Origin of the sequence: Acidovorax sp. Leaf191, from assembly GCF_001424425.1 — a bacterium.
In the GTDB taxonomy this organism is placed as follows: Bacteria; Pseudomonadota; Gammaproteobacteria; order Burkholderiales; family Burkholderiaceae_C; genus Acidovorax.
In genome coordinates, this window is the sequence record NZ_LMPT01000012.1 from 531,389 (window position 1) to 550,359 (window position 18,971).

Below are 18,971 nucleotides of genomic sequence, written 5' to 3' on the forward strand. Positions count from 1 at the left end.
AAAAGTCCGGTTTCACCCGACCAGCCCATGCCCAACGCCTCCCATCCGCGTCGCATTCCCTCCACGGAGTGCCCATGACGCCCCCGGACCACCCCGCGCTGCCGCCAGATGCGCCGGGCTGGTTCGTGCCCGGTTCGCTGGTGCTGCGGCTGATACTGGTGGCGGTGCTGGCGGTCGCGCTGTCGGGGACGGTGGCGGCCTGGCTGGTCACCCGTGCCTCGGGGCAAGAGGCCATGCGCCGCGTCGTCGCCCAGCAGACCGACGAGGTCGAAGTCGTGGCGCGCTTGCTGGCCAGCAAGATCGAGCAAAGCCAGAAGGTGCTGCGCACCGTGTCGGCCGGCATCACGCCAGCCATGCTCGAATCGCCATCCACCCTGGAATGGCTGCTGCAGCAGGGCCTGCCCGCGGTGCAGTTCTTCGACGCCATGCAGGTTGCCCGCGCCAATGGCGAACTGCGCATGAACCTGCGCGGCGGCCGGATGGAGAAGGCCGCCGACCTGGACCCGGCCGAGCGCGATGCCCTGCGCCGCACGCTGGTCGACGGCAAGCCCCTGGTCTCCGAACTCATCGCGGCGCGCACCAGCGACGCCCGGGTGATGTTCACCATGCCGCTGCACCGTGAGGACGGCTCGGTGCTGGGCGTGGTGGCGGGGGCGCTGCGACTGCAGTCGCAAGGCCTGCTGCCGCCATCGATGACGCTGCCGGCGCGCGACGGCTCGCGGCTCATCGTCTTCACACGCGACGGCACCATCCTGTCGCACACCGATCCCGCGCGCATCCTGGGCAAGGTGCAGGACGAGACCGGCCTGGCGCCCGTGTACATGCGCTGGCTGGACCAGGCACAGCCCGTGGCAGGGCGCGGGGCCACCCACCAGGAGCCCGGGCACATCGTCAGCATGGCGGGCATGCCGTTGCCGCAATGGATCGTGGCGCGGGTGAGCCCGTCGCAGGCGCTGCTGGGCCCGCTGCAGGGCGCCCAGCGCGAAGCCTGGTGGCTGGCGGCTGCCAGCATGGCCCTGTGCATGCTGCTGGTGGCCGTCGCCATGGCCTGGATGGCCCAGCCGCTGGCGCACCTGCGGCACAGCGCACTGCAGATGCTGCGCCGCGACGTGCGGCAGCCGCTGCCCCAGGCGCCCGACATCGACTGGCCCCGCGCGGGCGGCGAGGTGGGCGAACTGGTGCAGGTGTTCCAGGGCCTGGCCCAGCAGGGCAGCCGGGAGCAGATCCACAAGGCCACGCTCGATGGGCAGTTCCAGGCGGTGCTGGACAACGCGTCGGTGGGCATCGTCATCTCGCGCCACGGCATCCTCGAGGTGGTGGGGCGCCAGGCTTGCGTGATGCTGGGCTACACCCCCGGCGAGCTGCAGGGCCGCCCGGCGCGCGCGCTGTACGCGAGCGATGCCGACTACCACCACATCGGCGAACGCGTGCAGGCCGAGTTCGCCGCGCACGGCGCCTTTGACGGCGACGTGTGCTTCATGCGCAAGGACGGCAGCCCAGTGTGGGCACGAGTGCAGGGCCGCGGCGTGCAGCCGGACGAAATGGCGGGCGGCACCGTGTGGATCCTCGAAGACATCACCGCCGTACGCGAAGCCCAGGCCCAGCACGCGTGGGAGCGCACCCACGACGGGCTGACGCAGCTGTACAACCGCACCGCCTTCGACGACCGCCTGGGCCTGCTGCTGGCCGAACGCTCCGCACGCCCCCGCGAGCCGCAGGCCAGCGGCGAGGCGCCGGGCGACGGCGTGGTGCTGTTCCTTGATCTGGACCATTTCACCGTGGTGAACGACATCGCCGGCCACGACGCAGGGGACGACGTGCTGCGCCACGTGGCCCGCCTGCTGGAGTCGCAAGTGCGCCAGGTGGGCTGGGCTGCGCGCCTGGGTGGCGACGAGTTCGCCGTGGTGCTGCCCGGCTGCGCCCTGGCCCGCGGCCAGGCCGTGGCAGAGCAGTTGCGCGCGTCCGTGCAGGCCTGGGAGCCCGCCTACCAGGGCCGCAGCTTCACGCTCGGGGTGAGCATCGGGCTGGTGGTACTCGATGCCAGCCTGCAGGACGTGCCATCGGTGCTGTACGCCGCCGACATGGCCTGCTACGACGCCAAGCGCGCAGGGCGCAACCGGGTGGAGACCCGGCATGCGAACCAGGCGACGGCGTCGTCGAGAATGGCGCTGGGGTCTGCCTGACTTTTCGATGCTGGCGTTGCCGTAGACCGCGGCCCGCGTGAGATGGCTTCAGCCAGTGCACACCGGCGTGCCAGCAGGTGCGCTTTCAATGCATGGGGTGTGGTGCCGATCGGCTTCGAATGGCAATTCTCTCGACGCGGGCCCTGCAAGGCCTGCGCTGTCGATTGCAGGCCAAGAGCGGATCAAAGTCCGGCGAAGGTCACAAAATCCGCCCGTACCACCATACCGACAACCCCGCCGCCAGCAAAGCCAGCACGGCGCCCAGCAGGGCGAAAAGGGACGACACCTCCGTCTCTTTTTTCTCCACCGTCAGGCGTGAACTCAGTGTTTCATAGACCTTTTTCAGGTCTGCCGCGGTGGCCGCATGGAAGTACTCCGCATTGGTGCGCGTGGCCACGGCCTTCAGGGTTTCTTCGTCGAGCCGCACGCGCATGGACCAGCCTTCGAAGCCGATGGTCTCGCCCTGCACCGTACCCACGCCCACCGTGTACACCCGCACGCCACGGTCGGCGGCCCACTTGGCGGCTTCCAGGGGGTCGACGCCCGTGGTGCGCTGGCCGTCGGTCAGCATGATGATGGCGGCCGAGTTGTACGAGCCCGGTGCCACGGGCGTGAAGGGCTTGGCCGGGTCCTGCTTGCCGATCTCGTCGATGGGCTTGGGGCGCATGGCCTGGCGGCCGCCCAGGGCGGAGATGTCGATGCCTGCATCGGGGAACAGCGTGGCCAGCGACAGCATGATGCCGTTGCCCGTGGCCGTGCCGCGCTGCAGCTGAAAGCTGTCGATGGCCTTGACCAGGTCTTCGCGGCTTTGCGTGGGCAGCTGGGCCAGCTGGGCGCTGCCCGCAAACGCGACGATGCCCACGCGCACGTGGCGGGGCAGCTCGGCAATGAAGGCCTTGGCGGCGTTCTGGGCGGCGGTGATGCGGTCGGGCTCCACGTCGGAGGCACGCATGCTGCCCGACACGTCCATGGCCAGCATGATGGTCTGGTCCTGGGAGGGCAGCGTGATGACGGCCAGCGGCCGTGCGGTCGCCAGCAGCAGGGCGATCAGCGCCAGCAGGAAGAGGGCGGGCGGGATGTGGCGCCGCAGCCGCTGGCCGGGGCCCATGGCTTCGCGCACCAGCGACAGGCTGGAGTAGCTCAGCGCCGTCTTCTTGCGCCGGTGCAGCAGCCACCAGTACAGCAGCACCAGGAGCGGCGCAACCAGCAGCAGCCAGAGCAGGGTGGGCCAGAGAAAAACCATGGTGAGGGTCCTTGGTGGCGTCGGGGTTGAATCAGGCGGCAGTGGGCAGTGCAGCGGCCCCCGCTGGCGACAGCGTCGATGATGCACCGCGCGGCGCCCGCACGCGCCGCTGGCGCATGTCCATGAAGCGCAGCAGCGCATCGACCAGGGCATCGTCGGTGGAGAGCTCCAGCGTATCTGCACCGGCGCGCGCCAGGCCTTCGCGCAGCACTGCTTCGCGTTCGGCCGCCAGGCGTGCAAAGCGGCGGCGGAAGGCCGCATCGTGCGTGTCCACCTGCAGCTGTTCGCCGCTTTCGGCGTCGCGCAAGGTGATCAGGCCCACATCGGGCAGTTCCAGCTCCAGCGGGTCCAGCAGGCGCACGGCCACCACGTCGTGCCGCTGCGCGAGCTGGGCCAGCGGCTTTTCCCAGCCCGGCGCGCTGATGAAGTCGGAGACCACGAACACGGTAGAGCGGCGGCGCAGGTTGGCCAGGCCGGTGCGCAGCAGCCGGTGCAACTCGGTGGCGGCCCCGCCAGCCTTGGACGTGGTCCGTGCCTTGGCGTCGGGCGCGAGCAGTCGGTGTACCAGGTGCAGCACATGTGCGCGGCTGCTGCGTGGTGGCAGCACCGTGTCGACAGCGCGTTCGGCCTGGCCGCTGGCGCCGCCGTACAGCATGGCGCCCACGCGGTTGCCGTGGCGAGTGAGCAGGCGCGACAGCACGGCCACGAAGCCGGTAAGGATGTCGCGCTTGGAGTGGCCTTCGGGGCCGAAGCTGATGGAGGGGCTCAGGTCCAGCAGAAACCAGGCGGTCATCTCGCGGTCTTCGGTGAACACGCGCACATGGGGCAGGTTCAGGCGCGCAGTGACGTTCCAGTCGATGTGGCGCACGTCGTCATGCGGCTGGTATTCGCGCAGGTCGGCCAGGTCCAGCCCGCTGCCGCGCATCAGGGTGCGGTAGTCGCCTTGCAGCAGGCCGTCGAGCCGGCGGATGACCTTCCACTCCAGTTCGCGCAGCAGGCGGTCGGCCTGGCCCGGCAAGGTCGGCAGCGCGTGCACCGTTGCGGAAGAGGTGTCGGACGGCGTTTTGGCCATGGCGGAGCTCAGGCGGCTTTTTGCTCGTGGTGCAGGGGGCGCGCAGGCGCCGGGATCTTGGCCATGATGCGCTGGATCAGCGCGTCGGCATCGAGCCCTTCGGACAGCGCCTCATACGACAGCGCGACGCGGTGGCGCAGCACGTCTGCGGCCAGGTCGGTCATGTCTTCGGGCAGCACGTAGTTGCGGCCGCGCAGCATGGCCAGGGCCTGCGCGCCTTCGGCCAGGGCGATGGTGGCGCGGGGGCTGGCGCCGCAGCTGATGTAGCCGGCCAGGTCTTTCAGGCCGTGGCGGGCAGGCACGCGGGTGGCGGCCACCAGCTTCACCGCGTACTGCAGCATGGACGGGTCCACATACACGGTGCGGCATTCGGCCTGCAGCGCCGCCAACTGGGCGGTGGTGGCCACGGGCAGCACCTGCACGGGCAGGTCCAGGGCGCGCTGGGCGATGACGAACTCTTCCTCCTCCGTCGGGTAGTCGAGCAGCACCTTCATCATGAAGCGGTCCACCTGCGCCTCGGGCAGGGCGTAGGTGCCTTCGGTCTCGATGGGGTTCTGCGTGGCCATCACCAGGAAGGGCTCCGGCACCTTGTGCGTCTCGCCGGCAATGGTGACCTGGCGCTCCTGCATCACCTCCAGCAGCGCGCTCTGCACCTTGGCGGGCGCGCGGTTGATTTCATCGGCCAGCAGCAGGTGGGTGAACACGGGCCCCAGTGCGGTGCTGAATTCGCCGGTCTTCTGGTTGTACATGCGCGTGCCCACCAGGTCGGCGGGCACCAGGTCGGGCGTGAACTGAATGCGCTTGAAGCTGCCCTGGATGGTGCTGGCCAGCGTCTTCACCGTGAGCGTCTTGGCCAGTCCCGGAACGCCTTCGACCAGCAGATGGCCCTGGGCGAGCATGGCCACCATCACGCGTTCGAGAAAGCGGTCCTGCCCGACCACCACGCGCTTGACTTCGTAGAGCACCTGCTCCATCAGGGTGGCGGTGTTCGCTGTGGATTCCATGGGTGTCCTTCCTTTGTCGGTGATCGATGGTGCGGAGAGTCGCCCAGCCCGCAGGCTAGAACGGCGGCATGCCCACGGCGGCAGCAGCGTTTTCGATGGGTACGGCAAAGCCGATGCCGATGAAGGTGCGCGCGGAGGTGGGGTTCAGGATGGCGGTCACGATGCCCACGACCTCGCCGTCGAGTGTGACGAGCGGCCCGCCGGAGTTGCCCGGATTGGCGGCGGCGTCGAACTGGATCAGGTTGCTGAGCTGGCGCTTGCCTTCGGGCGAGGTGAACTCGCGCCGGAGGCCCGACACCACGCCCGCCGAGGCCGACGGCCCGATGCCGAACGGAAAGCCCACGGCCACCACGTGGTCGCCCGGGCGCAGGTCCTGGGTGGAGCGCAGGGGCGCCGCTTCGAGGTCGTCCGGCACCTTGTGCGCCTGCAGCACGGCCAAGTCGTTCTCGGGCTGCGTGCCGGTGATGCTGGCCGTGGTCTCGAGACCGTCGTGGAAGGTGATGGCAATGCGGTCGGCGCCTGCCACCACGTGCAGGTTGGTCAGGATGACGCCCTTGTCCACGATGACGACCCCTGTGCCCACGCCGCGCTCGATCTCTTCCTTGCCGTTCTTGCTGCGGCTGTAGCCCGCCACACGCACCACCGACGGTGCAATGGCCTCCACCGCCCGCGCGTCAGCGGAGGGGGGCGTGGTGGTCTCCAGGGTGCGCAGCACGGCAGCGTCGATGTCTTCCTGCGTGACCTTGCGGGGGGCCGGGCGCTGGTGCAGCCACAGGCTGGCCACGAGCAGGGCCGACAGCAGCATGATCATGGCCCACAGGCTGCGCAGATGGCGCCGCGACAGCGCTACACCCGCTGACGGGGTGGCTGCGGTGGGGGAGTGCGGGCTGGCGGCAGGTGCGCCATCGCCCCCCTGCGACTGCGCGGCAGGCGCTGCGAAATCCGCTGGTGCAGCGGAGTTGTCGGAGGGCGCCGCCGCGGCCCCGTCCAAAGGGCGGCGGGCCGGGCGGGAGCTGCTGTAGAGGGCGGGCCGAGGCATCCTGTCACCTTTTCTACTGCGCCGCAAAAAGGCGCATGGTTTCACGTTAGCACGTATCGCCGCCATATGCACATCCAAGGTTTCGTGCGCCGCCGGCTGGCCACCCAGCCGGGGGGGCGGCTCTTTGGGGCATCATGGCCGGATGACTGTCTGGATCGACACCCATTGCCACCTCGACGCCCCGGAATTCGACCCCGACCGCGACGCGGTCCGCCAGGCTGCCCGTGCACAGGGCGTGGGGCACTGCGTGATCCCGGCGGTGGAGCGCAGCAACTGGGCCACCGTGCGGCAGCTTGCGCACCAGCATGGGGACAGCTACGCGCTGGGCATCCACCCGCTGTACACCGGCCGCGCGGACGACGGCGACCTGGACCGCCTGGCCGCTGAACTGGAGGAGCACCACGCAGACCCGCGCCTGGTGGCCATCGGCGAGATCGGCCTGGATTACTTCGTGAGCGGGCTGGACCCCGTACGGCAGGAGCGCTTTTACCGCGCGCAACTGCAACTGGCGCGCCGATTCGACCTGCCGGTGATCTTGCACGTGCGCCGCTCGGCCGACAAGCTCCTCAAGGGCCTGCGCGAGCTGCCAGTGCGCGGCGGCATCGCGCATGCGTTCAATGGCAGCCAGCAGCAGGCCGAGGCGTTCATTGCCATGGGGTTCAAGCTGGGCTTCGGGGGCGCCATGACCTACGACCGCGCCCTGCAACTGCGCCGCCTGGCTACCGAGTTGCCCGAGGACGTGCTGGTGCTGGAGACCGATGCACCGGACATCCAGCCGCACTGGCTCTACACCACCTCGGCGCAGCGCGCGCAAGGCCAGCCCCAGGGCCGCAATGCCCCGGGCGAGCTGCCGCGCATTGCCGAGGTCCTGGCGCAACTGCGGGGCCAGCCGGCGCAGGCGCTGGCAGCGGCCACCACGCGCAATGCCCGCGCGGCGCTGCCCCGGCTGGCGGCGCTGGTGCCCTAGGGAACCTCTGCACGAATCACCGCGCCGTGGGCATCTGCGGTCTCGGGCGGCCTGCGGCGTTGCAAATACTCGCAATAGCTACGGATATGGCTGCGTTTTGCGCCTTGCACTCCATCCCGATCCGCAGCGCATACTTGGCAGCTCGATTCGTGCAGAGGTTCCCTAGCGCCTGCGGGGGGGCGCCTGGTGCAGGGCCTGAAATGAGGAGCCATTTGGGAGTTTTGCACAGTGTGGTGCACGGTTTACAGCTATCTTTTTTACAGGCCTGCCCGGGCCCCTGCGCGGTTTAGGTCCAGAATCGGCCCATGCCTGACGTCCAAGCGCCGCACCCCGCGCCCACCTCTGCCACCCCCCGGTGGCAGGGACTGCCGCCTGTGGCGTCTGCAGAAACCGTGGTGCTGGTACTGGGCAGCTTTCCAGGCGCGGCCTCGCTGCGGCTGCGCCAGTACTACGCCCACCCGCAAAACCACTTCTGGAAGATCCTGCAGGCGCTGTGGCCCCAGCACCCGCTGCCGCCTGCAGGGGCGGACCACTATGCGCAGCGCTGCGACTGGCTGCTGGCGCGGCGGCTGGGGCTGTGGGACGTGTACGAAAGCTGCGAGCGCGAGGGCAGCCTGGACACCGCCATCCGCAACGCCCGCGTCAACGACTTCGCGCGCCTGCACGGCCAGTGCCCCCGCCTGGCTGCGCTGGCCCACAACGGCGCCGAGAGCTTTCGGCACGCGCCCGCGGCGCTGGCCAGCCTGGAATCGGCGCACCCGACGCGGATAGACGCGGTGCGGCTGCCGTCGACCAGCCCCGCCAATGCCTCCTGGAGCTTTGACCGTAAATTGGCGGCCTGGGGCGAACTGATGTCCGCCCACGGGCTGCTTGACTGACCTGAATGACCCGAAAAAAGAACACTCCCCAAGAACTGCCCGAAGTCAGCGTCTCCGACGACGGCGAGGTGCGGCACCTTCACCTGGGCACGCCCTGGATCCAGGGCTCCATGCGTGTGTCCGAGCCGTTCGTGCTGGAGCTGGAGTACGTGCAGCGCATGATGGCCTGGCTGTTGTTTGCCGACCCCGCGCAGGTCTCCAAGGGGCACGCCATGCAGCTGGGCCTGGGGGCGGGCGCCATCACCAAGTTCTGCCACAAGAAGCTGCGCATCTGCAGCACCGCCATCGAGCTCAACCCCCAGGTGGTGGCCGTGTGCCGGCAGTGGTTCAAGCTGCCGCCCGACGGCCCCAAGCTGCGCGTGGTGCTGGCCGATGCGGCCCAGGAAATCCGCAACCCGATGTGGTTGGGCACCGTGGATGCGCTGGCGGTGGACCTGTATGACCACGATGCGGCAGCGCCGGTGCTCGACAGTGCGGACTTCTATGCCGACTGCCGCGCGCTGCTGACGGATACTGGCAGCATGACCGTCAACCTGTTTGGCCGTGCCTCCAGCTACGACCGCAGCCTGCAGAGCATGGCGCAGGCCTTCGGCGAAGACGCGCTGTGGTCCTTCAAGCCCACGCGGGAGGGCAATACCGTGGTGCTGGCCCAGCGCACCCCGACGCGCCCCAAGCGCACCGAACTGGCGGCGCGGGCCGAGGCGATCCAGGCGCGCTGGGACCTGCCCACGGCGAAATGGCTGCGGGCTTTCAAGCCCGTGGCGGGCTGAAAGGCGCTGCATTCATGCAGGGCGTGGCAAGCGCAGACAGCGCAGACAGCGCAGATGGCCGCAGATGGCGCAGAGAACGTGTACGCACACTGAAAGGTCTCCGATGACGAATGTTGCAGAAGTTTCCACCGAGCGCGCAGCAGCGGCGCCTTACGCCGGCCCGGTGGACTGGCGGCGCATGGTGCAGTGGTTGAGCGAAGACAAGGTCATCACCCGCGAGGAGGCCCAGCGCACCATCGCGCGCTGCTCGCAGGCCGAGAGCTCCCAGCATGCGCTGGTGCGCCTGGCCAATGTGGCGATGGAGCGCGCGTCGGACGGCAAGCCGCTGGACATCGAGGCGCTGTCCGAATACCTGGCCCGGCGGGCCGGGCTGCCCTACCTGCGGATCGACCCGCTCAAGGTGGATGTGGGCCGCGTGGCCGACACCATGAGTGCCACCTATGCCGAGCGCCACAAGGTGCTGCCGGTTCAGGTGACCTCCAAGGAAGTCGTGGTGGCCACCGCCGAGCCCTTCATCGACGACTGGGTCGCCGAGGTGGAGCGCCAGTCGCGGCGGTCGGTGCGCCGGGTGGTCGCCAATCCGGCCGACATCCACCGGTTCACGGCCGAGTTCTTTGCGCTGGCCAAGTCAGTGCGTGCAGCCCAGAAGGCCGGAGGGGCAGGGGGCGGCAGCAGCTTCGAGCAACTGGTCGAGCTGGGCAAGAGCAACAAGCAGCTCGATGCCAACGACCAGGGCGTGGTCAAGGTGGTGGACTGGCTCTGGCAGTACGCGTTCGACCAGCGCGCCAGCGACATCCACCTGGAGCCCCGCCGCGAGCAGGGCGTGATCCGCTTTCGCATCGATGGCGTGCTGCACCCCGTCTACCAGATGCCCATGGGCGTGCACAACGCCATGATCTCGCGCATCAAGCTGCTGGGCCGCATCGACGTGGTGGAAAAGCGCCGCCCGCAGGACGGCCGCATCAAGACGCGCAACCAGCGCGGCGACGAGGTGGAAATGCGCCTGTCGACGCTGCCCACCGCGTTCGGCGAGAAGATGGTGATGCGGATCTTCGACCCCGACAACGCGGTCAAGGACCTGGACGCACTGGGCTTTGCGCCGCACGACGCCCAGCGGTGGGAGGACCTGGTCAAGCGCCCGCACGGCATCATCCTGGTGACCGGGCCCACCGGCTCGGGCAAGACCACCACGCTGTACTCCACGCTCAAGCGCGTGGCCACCGAAGAAGTCAACGTGAGCACGGTGGAAGACCCGATCGAAATGATCGAGCCCAGCTTCAACCAGACGCAGGTGCAGCCGCAGCTCGACTTCAACTTCGCCGAAGGCCTGCGCGCGCTGATGCGCCAGGACCCGGACATCATCATGGTGGGTGAAATCCGCGACCTCGAAACGGCCGAAATGGCGGTGCAGGCGGCCCTCACCGGCCACCTGGTGTTCTCGACCTTGCACACCAACGACGCGCCATCGGCCATCACGCGGCTGATGGAGCTGGGCGTGCCGCCGTACCTGCTCAACGCCACGATCCTGGGGGTGCTCGCCCAGCGCCTGGTGCGCACGCTGTGCAAGCAGTGCAAGCAAAAGGACGATACGTCGGACCGCGAAGTGCTGATGGGTGCCGTCAAGCCCTGGAAGCTCAGCGGCGGCTACCAGCCCTACAAGCCCGTGGGCTGCGTGGACTGCCGGATGAGCGGTTTCCGCGGGCGCATGGGCCTGTACGAGCTGCTCACGGTGAGCGAGGCATTGAAAGAAAAAATCAACCAGGCGCCCTCCATCGACATGCTGCGCCGCCAGGCCGTGCAGGACGGCATGCGCCCGCTGCGCCTGGCCGGTGCGCTGCGGGTGGCCGAGGGGCTCACCACGCTCGAAGAGGTGCTCACCGCCACGCCTCCCCTGGAGTAGCGGAGTAGCGGGCAGCCTGTCTCCCGGGCGACTGCCGGGCTGCCGCTGCCGTGGCGGCATGCAGTGCGTTACCGGATGTAGGTGGAATCCACATCCGCACGGGCCGCGCTTGCACTCACAATCGCGCAGTCAAGATTTCCGCCTAGGAGACAAATGTGAAAATCAAGAGTCAAAAAGACTTCTTTGCCGGCCTCATGTTCATGGGTATCGGTGTGGCGTTTGCGTGGGGAGCCACCACGTACAACGTCGGCAACGGCGCACGCATGGGCCCGGGCTACTTCCCGCTGCTGCTGGGGATCCTGCTGGCCCTCATCGGGTCTGCCATCACCTTCAAAGCCACCACGGTGGAGACGCAGGACGGCGACAAGATCGGCAAGTGGGCCTGGAAGCCGCTGTTCTTCATCCTCGCTGCCAACTTCGCCTTCGGCATCCTGCTCGGCGGCCTGCCCAGCCTGGGCATCCCGGCGATGGGCCTCATCGTGGGCATCTATGCGCTGACCTTCATCTCCAGCCTGGCTGGCAATGAGTTCAACGCCAAGGCTGTGTTCGTGCTGGCCACCGTGCTTGCCGTCGGCAGCTACGTGGCATTCGTCTGGGCGCTCAAGCTGCAGTTCCCTGTGTGGCCGAGTTTCATCACGGGTTGAGCAGGAGCACCGACCATGGATTTGATCAACAACCTCTCGCTGGGTTTTGGCGTGGCTTTCACGTTCCAGAACCTCATCTACTGCTTTGTCGGCTGCCTGCTGGGCACGCTGATCGGCGTGCTGCCTGGCATCGGCCCCGTGGCCACCATCGCCATGCTGCTGCCTGCCACCTACGCGCTGCCCCCCGTGGCCGCGCTGATCATGCTGGCCGGTATCTATTACGGCGCGCAATACGGTGGCTCCACCACCGCCATTCTGGTCAACCTGCCAGGTGAATCGTCCTCGGTGGTGACCGTGATCGACGGCTACCAGATGGCCCGAAAAGGCCGAGCGGGGCCGGCGCTGGCGGCGGCGGGCCTGGGCTCGTTCTTCGCTGGTTGCGTGGGCACGCTGATCCTGGCGGCCTTTGCGCCTCCGCTGACCGAAGTGGCCTTCAAGTTCGGCCCTGCCGAGTACTTCTCGCTGATGGTGCTGGGCCTGATCGGCGCCGTGGTGCTGGCCTCGGGTTCGCTGCTCAAGGCGGTGGCCATGATCGTGCTGGGCCTGCTGATGGGCCTGGTGGGTACCGACGTGAACTCGGGCGTCGCCCGTTTCAGCTTCGACATCCCTGAACTGACCGACGGCATCGGCTTCGTGACCATCGCCATGGGCGTGTTCGGCTACGGTGAAATCATCGCCAACCTGGCCCGTCCTGACGACGACCGCGAAGTCTTCACAGCCAAGGTGCATGGCCTGTTCCCGACGAAGGAAGATTTCAAGCGCATGATCCCCGCAGTGCTGCGTGGTACGGCCCTGGGTGCTGCCCTGGGTATCTTGCCCGGCGGTGGCGCACTGCTGGCTGCGTTCGCTGCCTACACGGTCGAGAAGAAGACCAAGCTCAAGCCCGGCGAAGTGCCGTTCGGCCAAGGCAACATCCGCGGCGTGGCGGCTCCCGAGTCGGCCAACAATGCAGGTTCGCAAACCTCGTTCATCCCACTGCTGACGCTGGGCATTCCACCCAACGCCGTGATGGCGCTGATGGTGGGTGCGATGACGATCCACAACATCCAGCCTGGTCCCCAGGTGATGACCAGCAACCCGGAACTCTTCTGGGGTCTGATCGCCTCGATGTGGATCGGCAACGCCATGCTGGTGATCCTGAACCTGCCGCTGATCGGCATCTGGATCAAGCTGCTCACGGTGCCTTACCGCTGGCTGTACCCCTCCATCGTGCTGTTCTGCGCGGTGGGTGTGTACTCGACCAACAACAACACCTTCGACATCTGGATGGTGGGTATCTTCGGTCTGATCGGCTACATCTTCCACAAGCTGGGCACGGAGCCAGCACCCCTGCTGCTGGGCTTCATCCTGGGCCCGATGATGGAAGAAAACCTGCGCCGTGCGCTGCTGCTGTCGCGTGGCGACTGGAGCGTGTTCGTCACGCGACCGCTGTCTGCCGGCCTGCTGGCGGCTGCGGCCCTGCTGCTTATCATCGTGCTGCTGCCCGCCGTGAAGAACAAGCGCGAAGAAGCGTTCGTGGAAGACTGACCACCGCCTTTCTTCTCATCGACTCCACGACAACGGCACCTTCGGGTGCCGTTGTTTTTTGGCGAGCCGCCAACGGGGCGGGCGCTGCGGACCAGCACAATCGGGGCAGAGGTCCGCACGCATGTCCACACCACTGCACGTCACACAGCATCCCCACCGGGCCTTGCTGCACAACGAGATTCACGCCCGCCCGCCCGAGTCGATGACGGCGCCGCTGGCCATCGCCCACGTCGTGATGCTGGCCAACGCTGCCGGCCGCGAGGCCAGCCGTGCCCATGTGGCAGCCCTGCTGCGCGACCACCATCTGGCGCCGCCGGGGGAGCACACCACCCACCTGCGGATCGACCTGGGCGCCTACCGCCTGCGCTGGGAGATGCACACCGAGTTCGTCTCCTGGACCTTCACCGTACCCACCCCCATCGACGCCTTTGGCGAGCGGGAGCCCGCCAGCGCCGCTGCTGCCGTCCCGCAGGACTGGCTGGCGGCATTGCCCGGGCAATGCCTGTGCAGTCTGAACCTGTGGGTGCTGCCCACGCACGCCTTCGGCTCGGGCTCGCTCGTCAAGCATGTGCTGCATGAAGACACCCTGGTGGCGTCTACCGTGGCCGATGGCCATGGCGAGGTGTATACCGACTTCGCCATCCATGCCGACGGCTTCTCGCGCATGGTGCTGCTGGCGGGCGGCATGACACCCCGCCGCCTGGGGCGTCTGGTGCAGCGCCTGCTGGAGATCGAGACCTACCGCATGGCCGCGCTGCTGGGCCTGCCCGCAGCCCGCGAGGCCGCCAGCGTGCTGGCCTTTGCCGAGCGCGAGTTGGCCGAACTGGCCGACGCCATTCGCACCGCCAACCGCGATGCGGAACCTGTGCTGCTCGACCGCCTGACCCGCCTGGCCGGGCAGGTAGAGAGCCAGTACGCCGCCACGCACTCGCGGTTTTCGGCGAGCAGCGCGTACTTCGAACTGCTGGACCGCCGCATCCAGGACATCGCCGAGTCCCGCCTGGCGGGCATGCAGACCATCCGCGAATTCATGGACCGGCGCCTCACGCCCGCACGCAGCACCTGCGAATGGGCCGCCCGCCGGCAGGACGCACTGTCGCAACGCGTCTCGCGCATGAGCAACCTGCTGCGCACCCGCGTGGAGATCGAGCAGCAGCAAAGCAGCCAGGCGCTGCTGACCACCATGAACCACCGGCAGGACCTGCAGCTCAAGATGCAGTCCACGGTGGAAGGCCTCTCGGTGGCCGCCATCACGTACTACATCGTCGGGTTGGTGAGCTACCTGGCCAAGGGGGCGCAGAAGCTGGGATGGCCGTTGTCTGCGGAGACCACCGCGGCGATTGCGATACCCCTGGTGGCGCTGGCCGTGTGGTGGTCGCTGCGCAGGCTGCACCACCGGATCTTCAAGAAGCACGGGGAGTCGGGGGCTTGATGGCCCCGAGGTGGCGTTGCGATTCGTGCTGCCCGAGTAGAGCGGTGCCGTGCGCGGAGTACCTCGGTCGAGGCGAGGCCAAGGGCAAGGCAGTCCAGCGCTCCTAGGCTATGCTCATCATGCCCCCTGCTGCAGGGCCACTTCGCAGGCGTTTTCGCCTTGCCTCGAAAGTCAACACTCATGTCCGGCCTTAGTGCAGTTCATAGCATATGCTCAATCGCACTCGTATGGCTGTGCAGCCTCGCTCCATCATCTGCCAGAGCGCTTTCATGCCATGGCCTTAGCGACAAGTTCTTCTTACGTTGCGATGTGCAGCAGTGCGCGGCGGAATTTCGCGCAAGAGAAGCGGGCGCTGCCGGAGCTTGCGCCCGGCGACTCATTGTCGAATCGGTGCCCCCCGATGTTCAGTCGATATTGCTGCAGCATCTGGATCGGCCATTGCGGGCTGGTACCTATGAAATTACGCTCGTTCACCGCTACTACGGCTCCCCGCCGGTGACTGCTACCGAGTTGGCAGATGCGTTTGACGCTCAGCAATTCATGGCGCTTCGCCTGTTAGTCAAAGAGCTTGATGACGGGACAAATCTAGATCAACTGCGAAAGGAATGGGTGAGTCAAGAGCGGTGGACGCTGGCGCGGATGATCGGATGGTGGATCCTAGAGCTGCTCGTTCTTGGGGCTGCCCTTAAGACTGCATTCCTTACAACACGTGCATATCGCAGACGGCTGACAGGTGTGCAACCCGGGCGGCTGCTGGCGCCGATCCTGGCGCAGGTCGCTGTGTTTATTGTCGCACTGGCTTCGATCGACTCTTTTGCCTTGCCAGCACTCGTGGGGCTCGTTGGTCCGGTCGTGCTAGCAATCTGGCTATATGAAGCGGCTGCATATGTGTGGTGGCAAGTTACTCAAAAGCGCGCAAATGAGTTCTAACGTTTGGGGGCATCGACCGTCCCCGGCGGCCGCTGACCTCTGCGTTGAGCGTCTGACTTCTTTTACTGCCACCGGCTGCTCCTGGCCGGTTTTCGCCATGGTGGCAACGGCTGCGAGTGCTTGCAAGGGCCGTTGACTCGGCGGTCATAGCCCTTGGTGCAACTTTCTCCCCATGGCGCGATGATGGTGACCGCGAGGCAGGCTTGTAGCCATGGACTAACTTGCTGAACTATCGCGTGGCTCAAGGGAATGCCCGCTCGTATTCTGCGCACAAGAATGAGTCTGGATCTTTGCCTCTACCAAGCGCTCAACATCGCTGACAAGAGCGGCCAGCTCTGGCCGGTCTCCGTACATATCGAACTCGCGCACGGCAATAAGGCCCATGGAAAACCGACCCGGCGGGTCTTCGCGCGGCCAGTCCAGAACGAAATTTCGACACCACGCCAATTGGCGCTCAATGCTCAACGCAGGAACGAAAGCCTGGGCCGCCATTGGGCGAATTTCCGCGAGCGCGGCGCCGATGTTTTGGAGAAGTTCTTTGTCCAAGTTGCCTCTGAACAGAGCAAGGCTGAAGGGTCGCTTCTGGCGTCAAACAACCATCATAGTTGTGAGACTGAACAATGCGGCGTGCGCATGCCCATAGCGAGACGCAGCGCGCACTGCATTGGCGGACATGGATGATGGATACGCGCGGCTTTAGCGAATCTCGTCACCGAGCGCCCCGCCCGCCCATCGGCCCATAATGTTCCGATGCCGTTCAGCTACACCCCCTCCTATGCCAGCACCCGCTTGCCGGTGTTTGCGCGCAATGTGGTTTCCACCTCGCATCCGCTGGCTGCACAGGCCGGGCTGCGCGTGCTGCAGCAGGGCGGCAACGCGGTCGATGCTGCCGTGGCGGCTGCCGCCGCCATGACGGTCTGCGAGCCGGTGAGCAACGGGATCGGCAGCGATGCGTTCTGCATTCTGTGGGACGGCCAGGCATTGCACGGGCTCAACGCGTCGGGGCGTGCGCCGGCGGCGTGGACGCCGGAGTACTTTCACCAGCGCTACGGTCAGGGCCAGGCAACGCCACCCACACGCGGCATGGACACCGTCACCGTGCCCGGTGCGGTCAGTGCCTGGGCGGCCTTGTCCGCGCGTTTTGGCAAGCTGCCTTTTGCCGACCTGATGGAGCCGGCCGCCGAGATCGCCGAGCGCGGCTACCTGGTGCCGGTGGTCGTGCAGCAGAAATGGGCGGCGGCGGTCGATGAGCTGCAGGCCCAGCCAGGCTTTGCGCAGAGCTTCATGCCCTGGGGCCGCGCGCCGCAGGTGGGAGAGCTGTTCCAGTTCCAGGCCGCGGCCCGCGCGCTGCGCGCCATCGGGGCGACACGCGGCCAGGCGTTCTACACCGGCGAGATCGCACAGGCCCTGGTCGCGTTCTCGCAGGCCCACGGCGGCAGCCACACGCTGGCGGACTTCGCCGCGCACCAGCCGGAGTGGGTCGCGCCCATCGCACGCAACTACCGCGGCTACACGCTGCACGAGATTCCGCCCAACGGGCAGGGCATCGCGGCCCTGATCGCGCTGGGCATCCTCGACCAGTTCGACGTGGCCAGCCTGCCGGTGGACAGCGCCGCATCCCAGCACCTGCAGATCGAGGCGATGAAGCTCGCCTTCGCCGACGTGTACCGATACGTGGCCGAGCCATCGTCGATGGAGGTGACGCCTGCGCAGATGCTCGATGACGCCTACCTCGCATCCCGTGCCAGACTCATCGACATGAACAAGGCGCAGGATTTCGGTGCTGGCAACCCGGTCAAGGGCGGCACCATCTACCTCACGGCAGCGGACGAGAACGGCATGATGGTCAGCTTCATCCAGAGCAACTACATGGGCTTCGGGTCGGGCTGCGTCGAGCCCACGTTCGGCATCAGCCTGCAAAACCGCGGCCAGGCCTTCAGCACCGACCGCTCCGCCCGCAACCCGGCCAACCTGGTGGCGCCGGGCAAGCGGCCGTTCCACACCATCATCCCGGCCTTTCTTACCAAAGACGGCCAGCCCGTGATGAGCTATGGCGTGATGGGCGCCAACATGCAGCCCCAGGGCCACCTGCAGACGCTGGTGCGCATGCTCGACTACGGACAGAACCCGCAGACCGCGTGCGATGCGCCGCGCTGGCGCTTCAATGCGGGCCTGGGCATCAATGTGGAGCAGGACATGCCTGCCGCCACGGTGCAGGGGCTCGAAGGCCTGGGGCACCGCCTGGAGGCGATGCAGGGGTCCTACCAGGACTTCGGCGCCGGCCAGTTCATCTGGCGCATGGGCGACCCCAAGGTGCACGGCTACGTGGCCGCCAGCGACCCGCGGCGCGATGGCCAGGCGGCCGGGTACTAGGCCGGTGTCGCCCGCTGTGCCCCCAGACCCCTTTGCTCAAGGATATGCATAAAAAGTGGCCCTACCGCGCTCTCCACACACGCCGATAGCTACTAAAAATGTAGCAGCGGGCTTCGCATTGGCGCTGCTCGGCTCGATCGCCTTCAGCGGCAAGGCCATCATCGTCAAGCTGGCCTACCGCTACGGGGTCGATGCGGTCACGCTCATCATGTACCGCATGCTGTTCGCGCTGCCCATCTTCGCCGTGATGGCCTGGTGGGCCAGCCGCGGCAAGGCGCCGCTGACCCGCAAGGACTGGCTGGGTGTGCTGGGCCTGGGCTTCACCGGCTATTACCTGGCGAGCTTTCTCGACTTTGCCGGCCTGGCGTACATCAGCGCCAGCCTGGAGCGGCTCATCCTGTACCTCAACCCCACGCTGGTGATGATGCTGGGCTGGGCGCTGTACGGCCGCCGCATCCGGTGGGCGCAGGCGGTGGCCATGCTCATCAGCTACTGCGGCGTGGTGCTGGTGTTCGGGCTGGAGGCCAACCTGCAGGGCACGAACGTGGCCTGGGGCGCGCTGCTGGTGTTCCTGAGCGCGGCGAGCTACGCCATCTACCTGGTCTACAGCGGCGAGATGGTGCAGCGCCTGGGCTCGCTGCGGCTGGTGGGCCTGGCCACCACGGTGGCGTGCCTGCTGTGCCTGGTGCAGTTCGCTGCGCTGCGGCCGCTGAGCGCCGCGCTGGTGGCGCCCGAGGTGATCTGGCTGTCGGTGCTCAACGCCACGCTGTGCACCGCAGCCCCCGTGCTGATGGTGATGATGGCCATCGAGCGCATCGGCGCTGGCACGGCAGCCCAGGCGGGCCTGGTCGGACCCTTGTCCACCATCTTCATGGGCATCTGGATCCTGGGGGAGCCTTTCACCCTGTGGATCGCCGCGGGGACGGCGCTGGTGGTGGTGGGGATCTTCCTGTTCAGCCGTGCGGCGCGGCAGCCTGCGGCTGGCCGGTGAGCCGCGCGGGCAATCGTT

Annotated in this window: 16 protein-coding genes; 12 read left to right on the forward strand and 4 right to left on the reverse strand. The window is 67.4% G+C overall.

Annotation, left to right across the window (positions count from 1 at the left end; translation table 11 throughout):
- Positions 1-74 precede the first annotated feature (74 nt).
- Positions 75-2,183 carry a sensor domain-containing diguanylate cyclase gene (locus tag ASG27_RS10920; RefSeq protein ID WP_056415907.1) on the forward strand — a complete coding sequence of 703 codons (2,109 nt, stop codon included), beginning with the start codon at positions 75-77 and terminating at the stop codon, positions 2,181-2,183.
- A 199-nt stretch (positions 2,184-2,382) separates the two neighbouring features.
- On the opposite strand, the gene ASG27_RS10925 is transcribed toward ASG27_RS10920, so the two are convergent.
- The 4 genes from ASG27_RS10925 to ASG27_RS10940 are packed head-to-tail and all read right to left on the reverse strand — an operon-like array spanning position 2,383 to position 6,541.
- Complete coding sequence (locus ASG27_RS10925) at positions 2,383-3,426, reverse strand: VWA domain-containing protein (protein WP_056415909.1); 1,044 nt, start codon at positions 3,424-3,426, stop codon at positions 2,383-2,385.
- Positions 3,427-3,457: 31 nt separating this feature from the next.
- Entirely contained in the window at positions 3,458-4,498 is a 1,041-nt protein-coding gene (locus ASG27_RS10930) for a DUF58 domain-containing protein (protein ID WP_056415912.1), read from the reverse strand.
- A gap of 8 nt (positions 4,499-4,506) precedes the next feature.
- Positions 4,507-5,502, reverse strand: a complete 996-nt coding sequence (locus tag ASG27_RS10935) for an AAA family ATPase (protein WP_056415915.1) — start codon at positions 5,500-5,502, stop codon at positions 4,507-4,509.
- A 55-nt stretch (positions 5,503-5,557) separates the two neighbouring features.
- Positions 5,558-6,541: a S1C family serine protease gene (locus tag ASG27_RS10940; RefSeq protein ID WP_056415920.1), complete on the reverse strand. Its 984-nt coding sequence runs from the start codon at positions 6,539-6,541 to the stop codon at positions 5,558-5,560.
- A 142-nt stretch (positions 6,542-6,683) separates the two neighbouring features.
- On the opposite strand from ASG27_RS10940, the gene ASG27_RS10945 reads away from it, so the two are divergent.
- From ASG27_RS10945 to ASG27_RS10990, 11 genes are all read left to right on the forward strand, one after another.
- Positions 6,684-7,508, forward strand: a complete 825-nt coding sequence (locus tag ASG27_RS10945) for a TatD family hydrolase (protein ID WP_056415923.1) — start codon at positions 6,684-6,686, stop codon at positions 7,506-7,508.
- A 305-nt stretch (positions 7,509-7,813) separates the two neighbouring features.
- Positions 7,814-8,386, forward strand: a complete 573-nt coding sequence (locus tag ASG27_RS10950; RefSeq protein WP_056415926.1) for a DNA-deoxyinosine glycosylase — start codon at positions 7,814-7,816, stop codon at positions 8,384-8,386.
- A 5-nt stretch (positions 8,387-8,391) separates the two neighbouring features.
- Entirely contained in the window at positions 8,392-9,156 is a 765-nt protein-coding gene (locus ASG27_RS10955; protein WP_056415928.1) for a hypothetical protein, read from the forward strand.
- A gap of 103 nt (positions 9,157-9,259) precedes the next feature.
- Entirely contained in the window at positions 9,260-11,056 is a 1,797-nt protein-coding gene (locus ASG27_RS10960; RefSeq protein WP_056415931.1) for a GspE/PulE family protein, read from the forward strand.
- A 155-nt stretch (positions 11,057-11,211) separates the two neighbouring features.
- The gene (locus tag ASG27_RS10965) at positions 11,212-11,700 is read left to right on the forward strand and encodes a tripartite tricarboxylate transporter TctB family protein (protein WP_056161792.1); all 489 of its coding nucleotides are present in this window, start codon (positions 11,212-11,214) and stop codon (positions 11,698-11,700) included.
- 15 nt (positions 11,701-11,715) lie between these two features.
- Positions 11,716-13,227: a tripartite tricarboxylate transporter permease gene (locus ASG27_RS10970; protein ID WP_056415933.1), complete on the forward strand. Its 1,512-nt coding sequence runs from the start codon at positions 11,716-11,718 to the stop codon at positions 13,225-13,227.
- Positions 13,228-13,348: 121 nt separating this feature from the next.
- Positions 13,349-14,659 (forward strand): DUF3422 family protein, encoded by a 1,311-nt coding sequence (locus ASG27_RS10975; RefSeq protein ID WP_056415935.1) that lies wholly within the window; start codon positions 13,349-13,351, stop codon positions 14,657-14,659.
- 180 nt (positions 14,660-14,839) lie between these two features.
- A complete protein-coding gene (locus tag ASG27_RS10980; RefSeq protein ID WP_156370610.1) occupies positions 14,840-15,589 on the forward strand; it encodes a hypothetical protein in 750 nt (249 codons plus the stop codon).
- Positions 15,590-15,865: 276 nt separating this feature from the next.
- On the forward strand, positions 15,866-16,270 hold the full coding sequence (locus ASG27_RS26675) for a hypothetical protein (protein ID WP_156370612.1): 405 nt from the start codon (positions 15,866-15,868) through the stop codon (positions 16,268-16,270).
- A 69-nt stretch (positions 16,271-16,339) separates the two neighbouring features.
- Entirely contained in the window at positions 16,340-17,962 is a 1,623-nt protein-coding gene (locus tag ASG27_RS10985; RefSeq protein WP_056415940.1) for a gamma-glutamyltransferase family protein, read from the forward strand.
- 55 nt (positions 17,963-18,017) lie between these two features.
- Positions 18,018-18,953 carry a DMT family transporter gene (locus ASG27_RS10990; RefSeq protein WP_082485915.1) on the forward strand — a complete coding sequence of 312 codons (936 nt, stop codon included), beginning with the start codon at positions 18,018-18,020 and terminating at the stop codon, positions 18,951-18,953.
- Positions 18,954-18,971 lie beyond the last annotated feature (18 nt).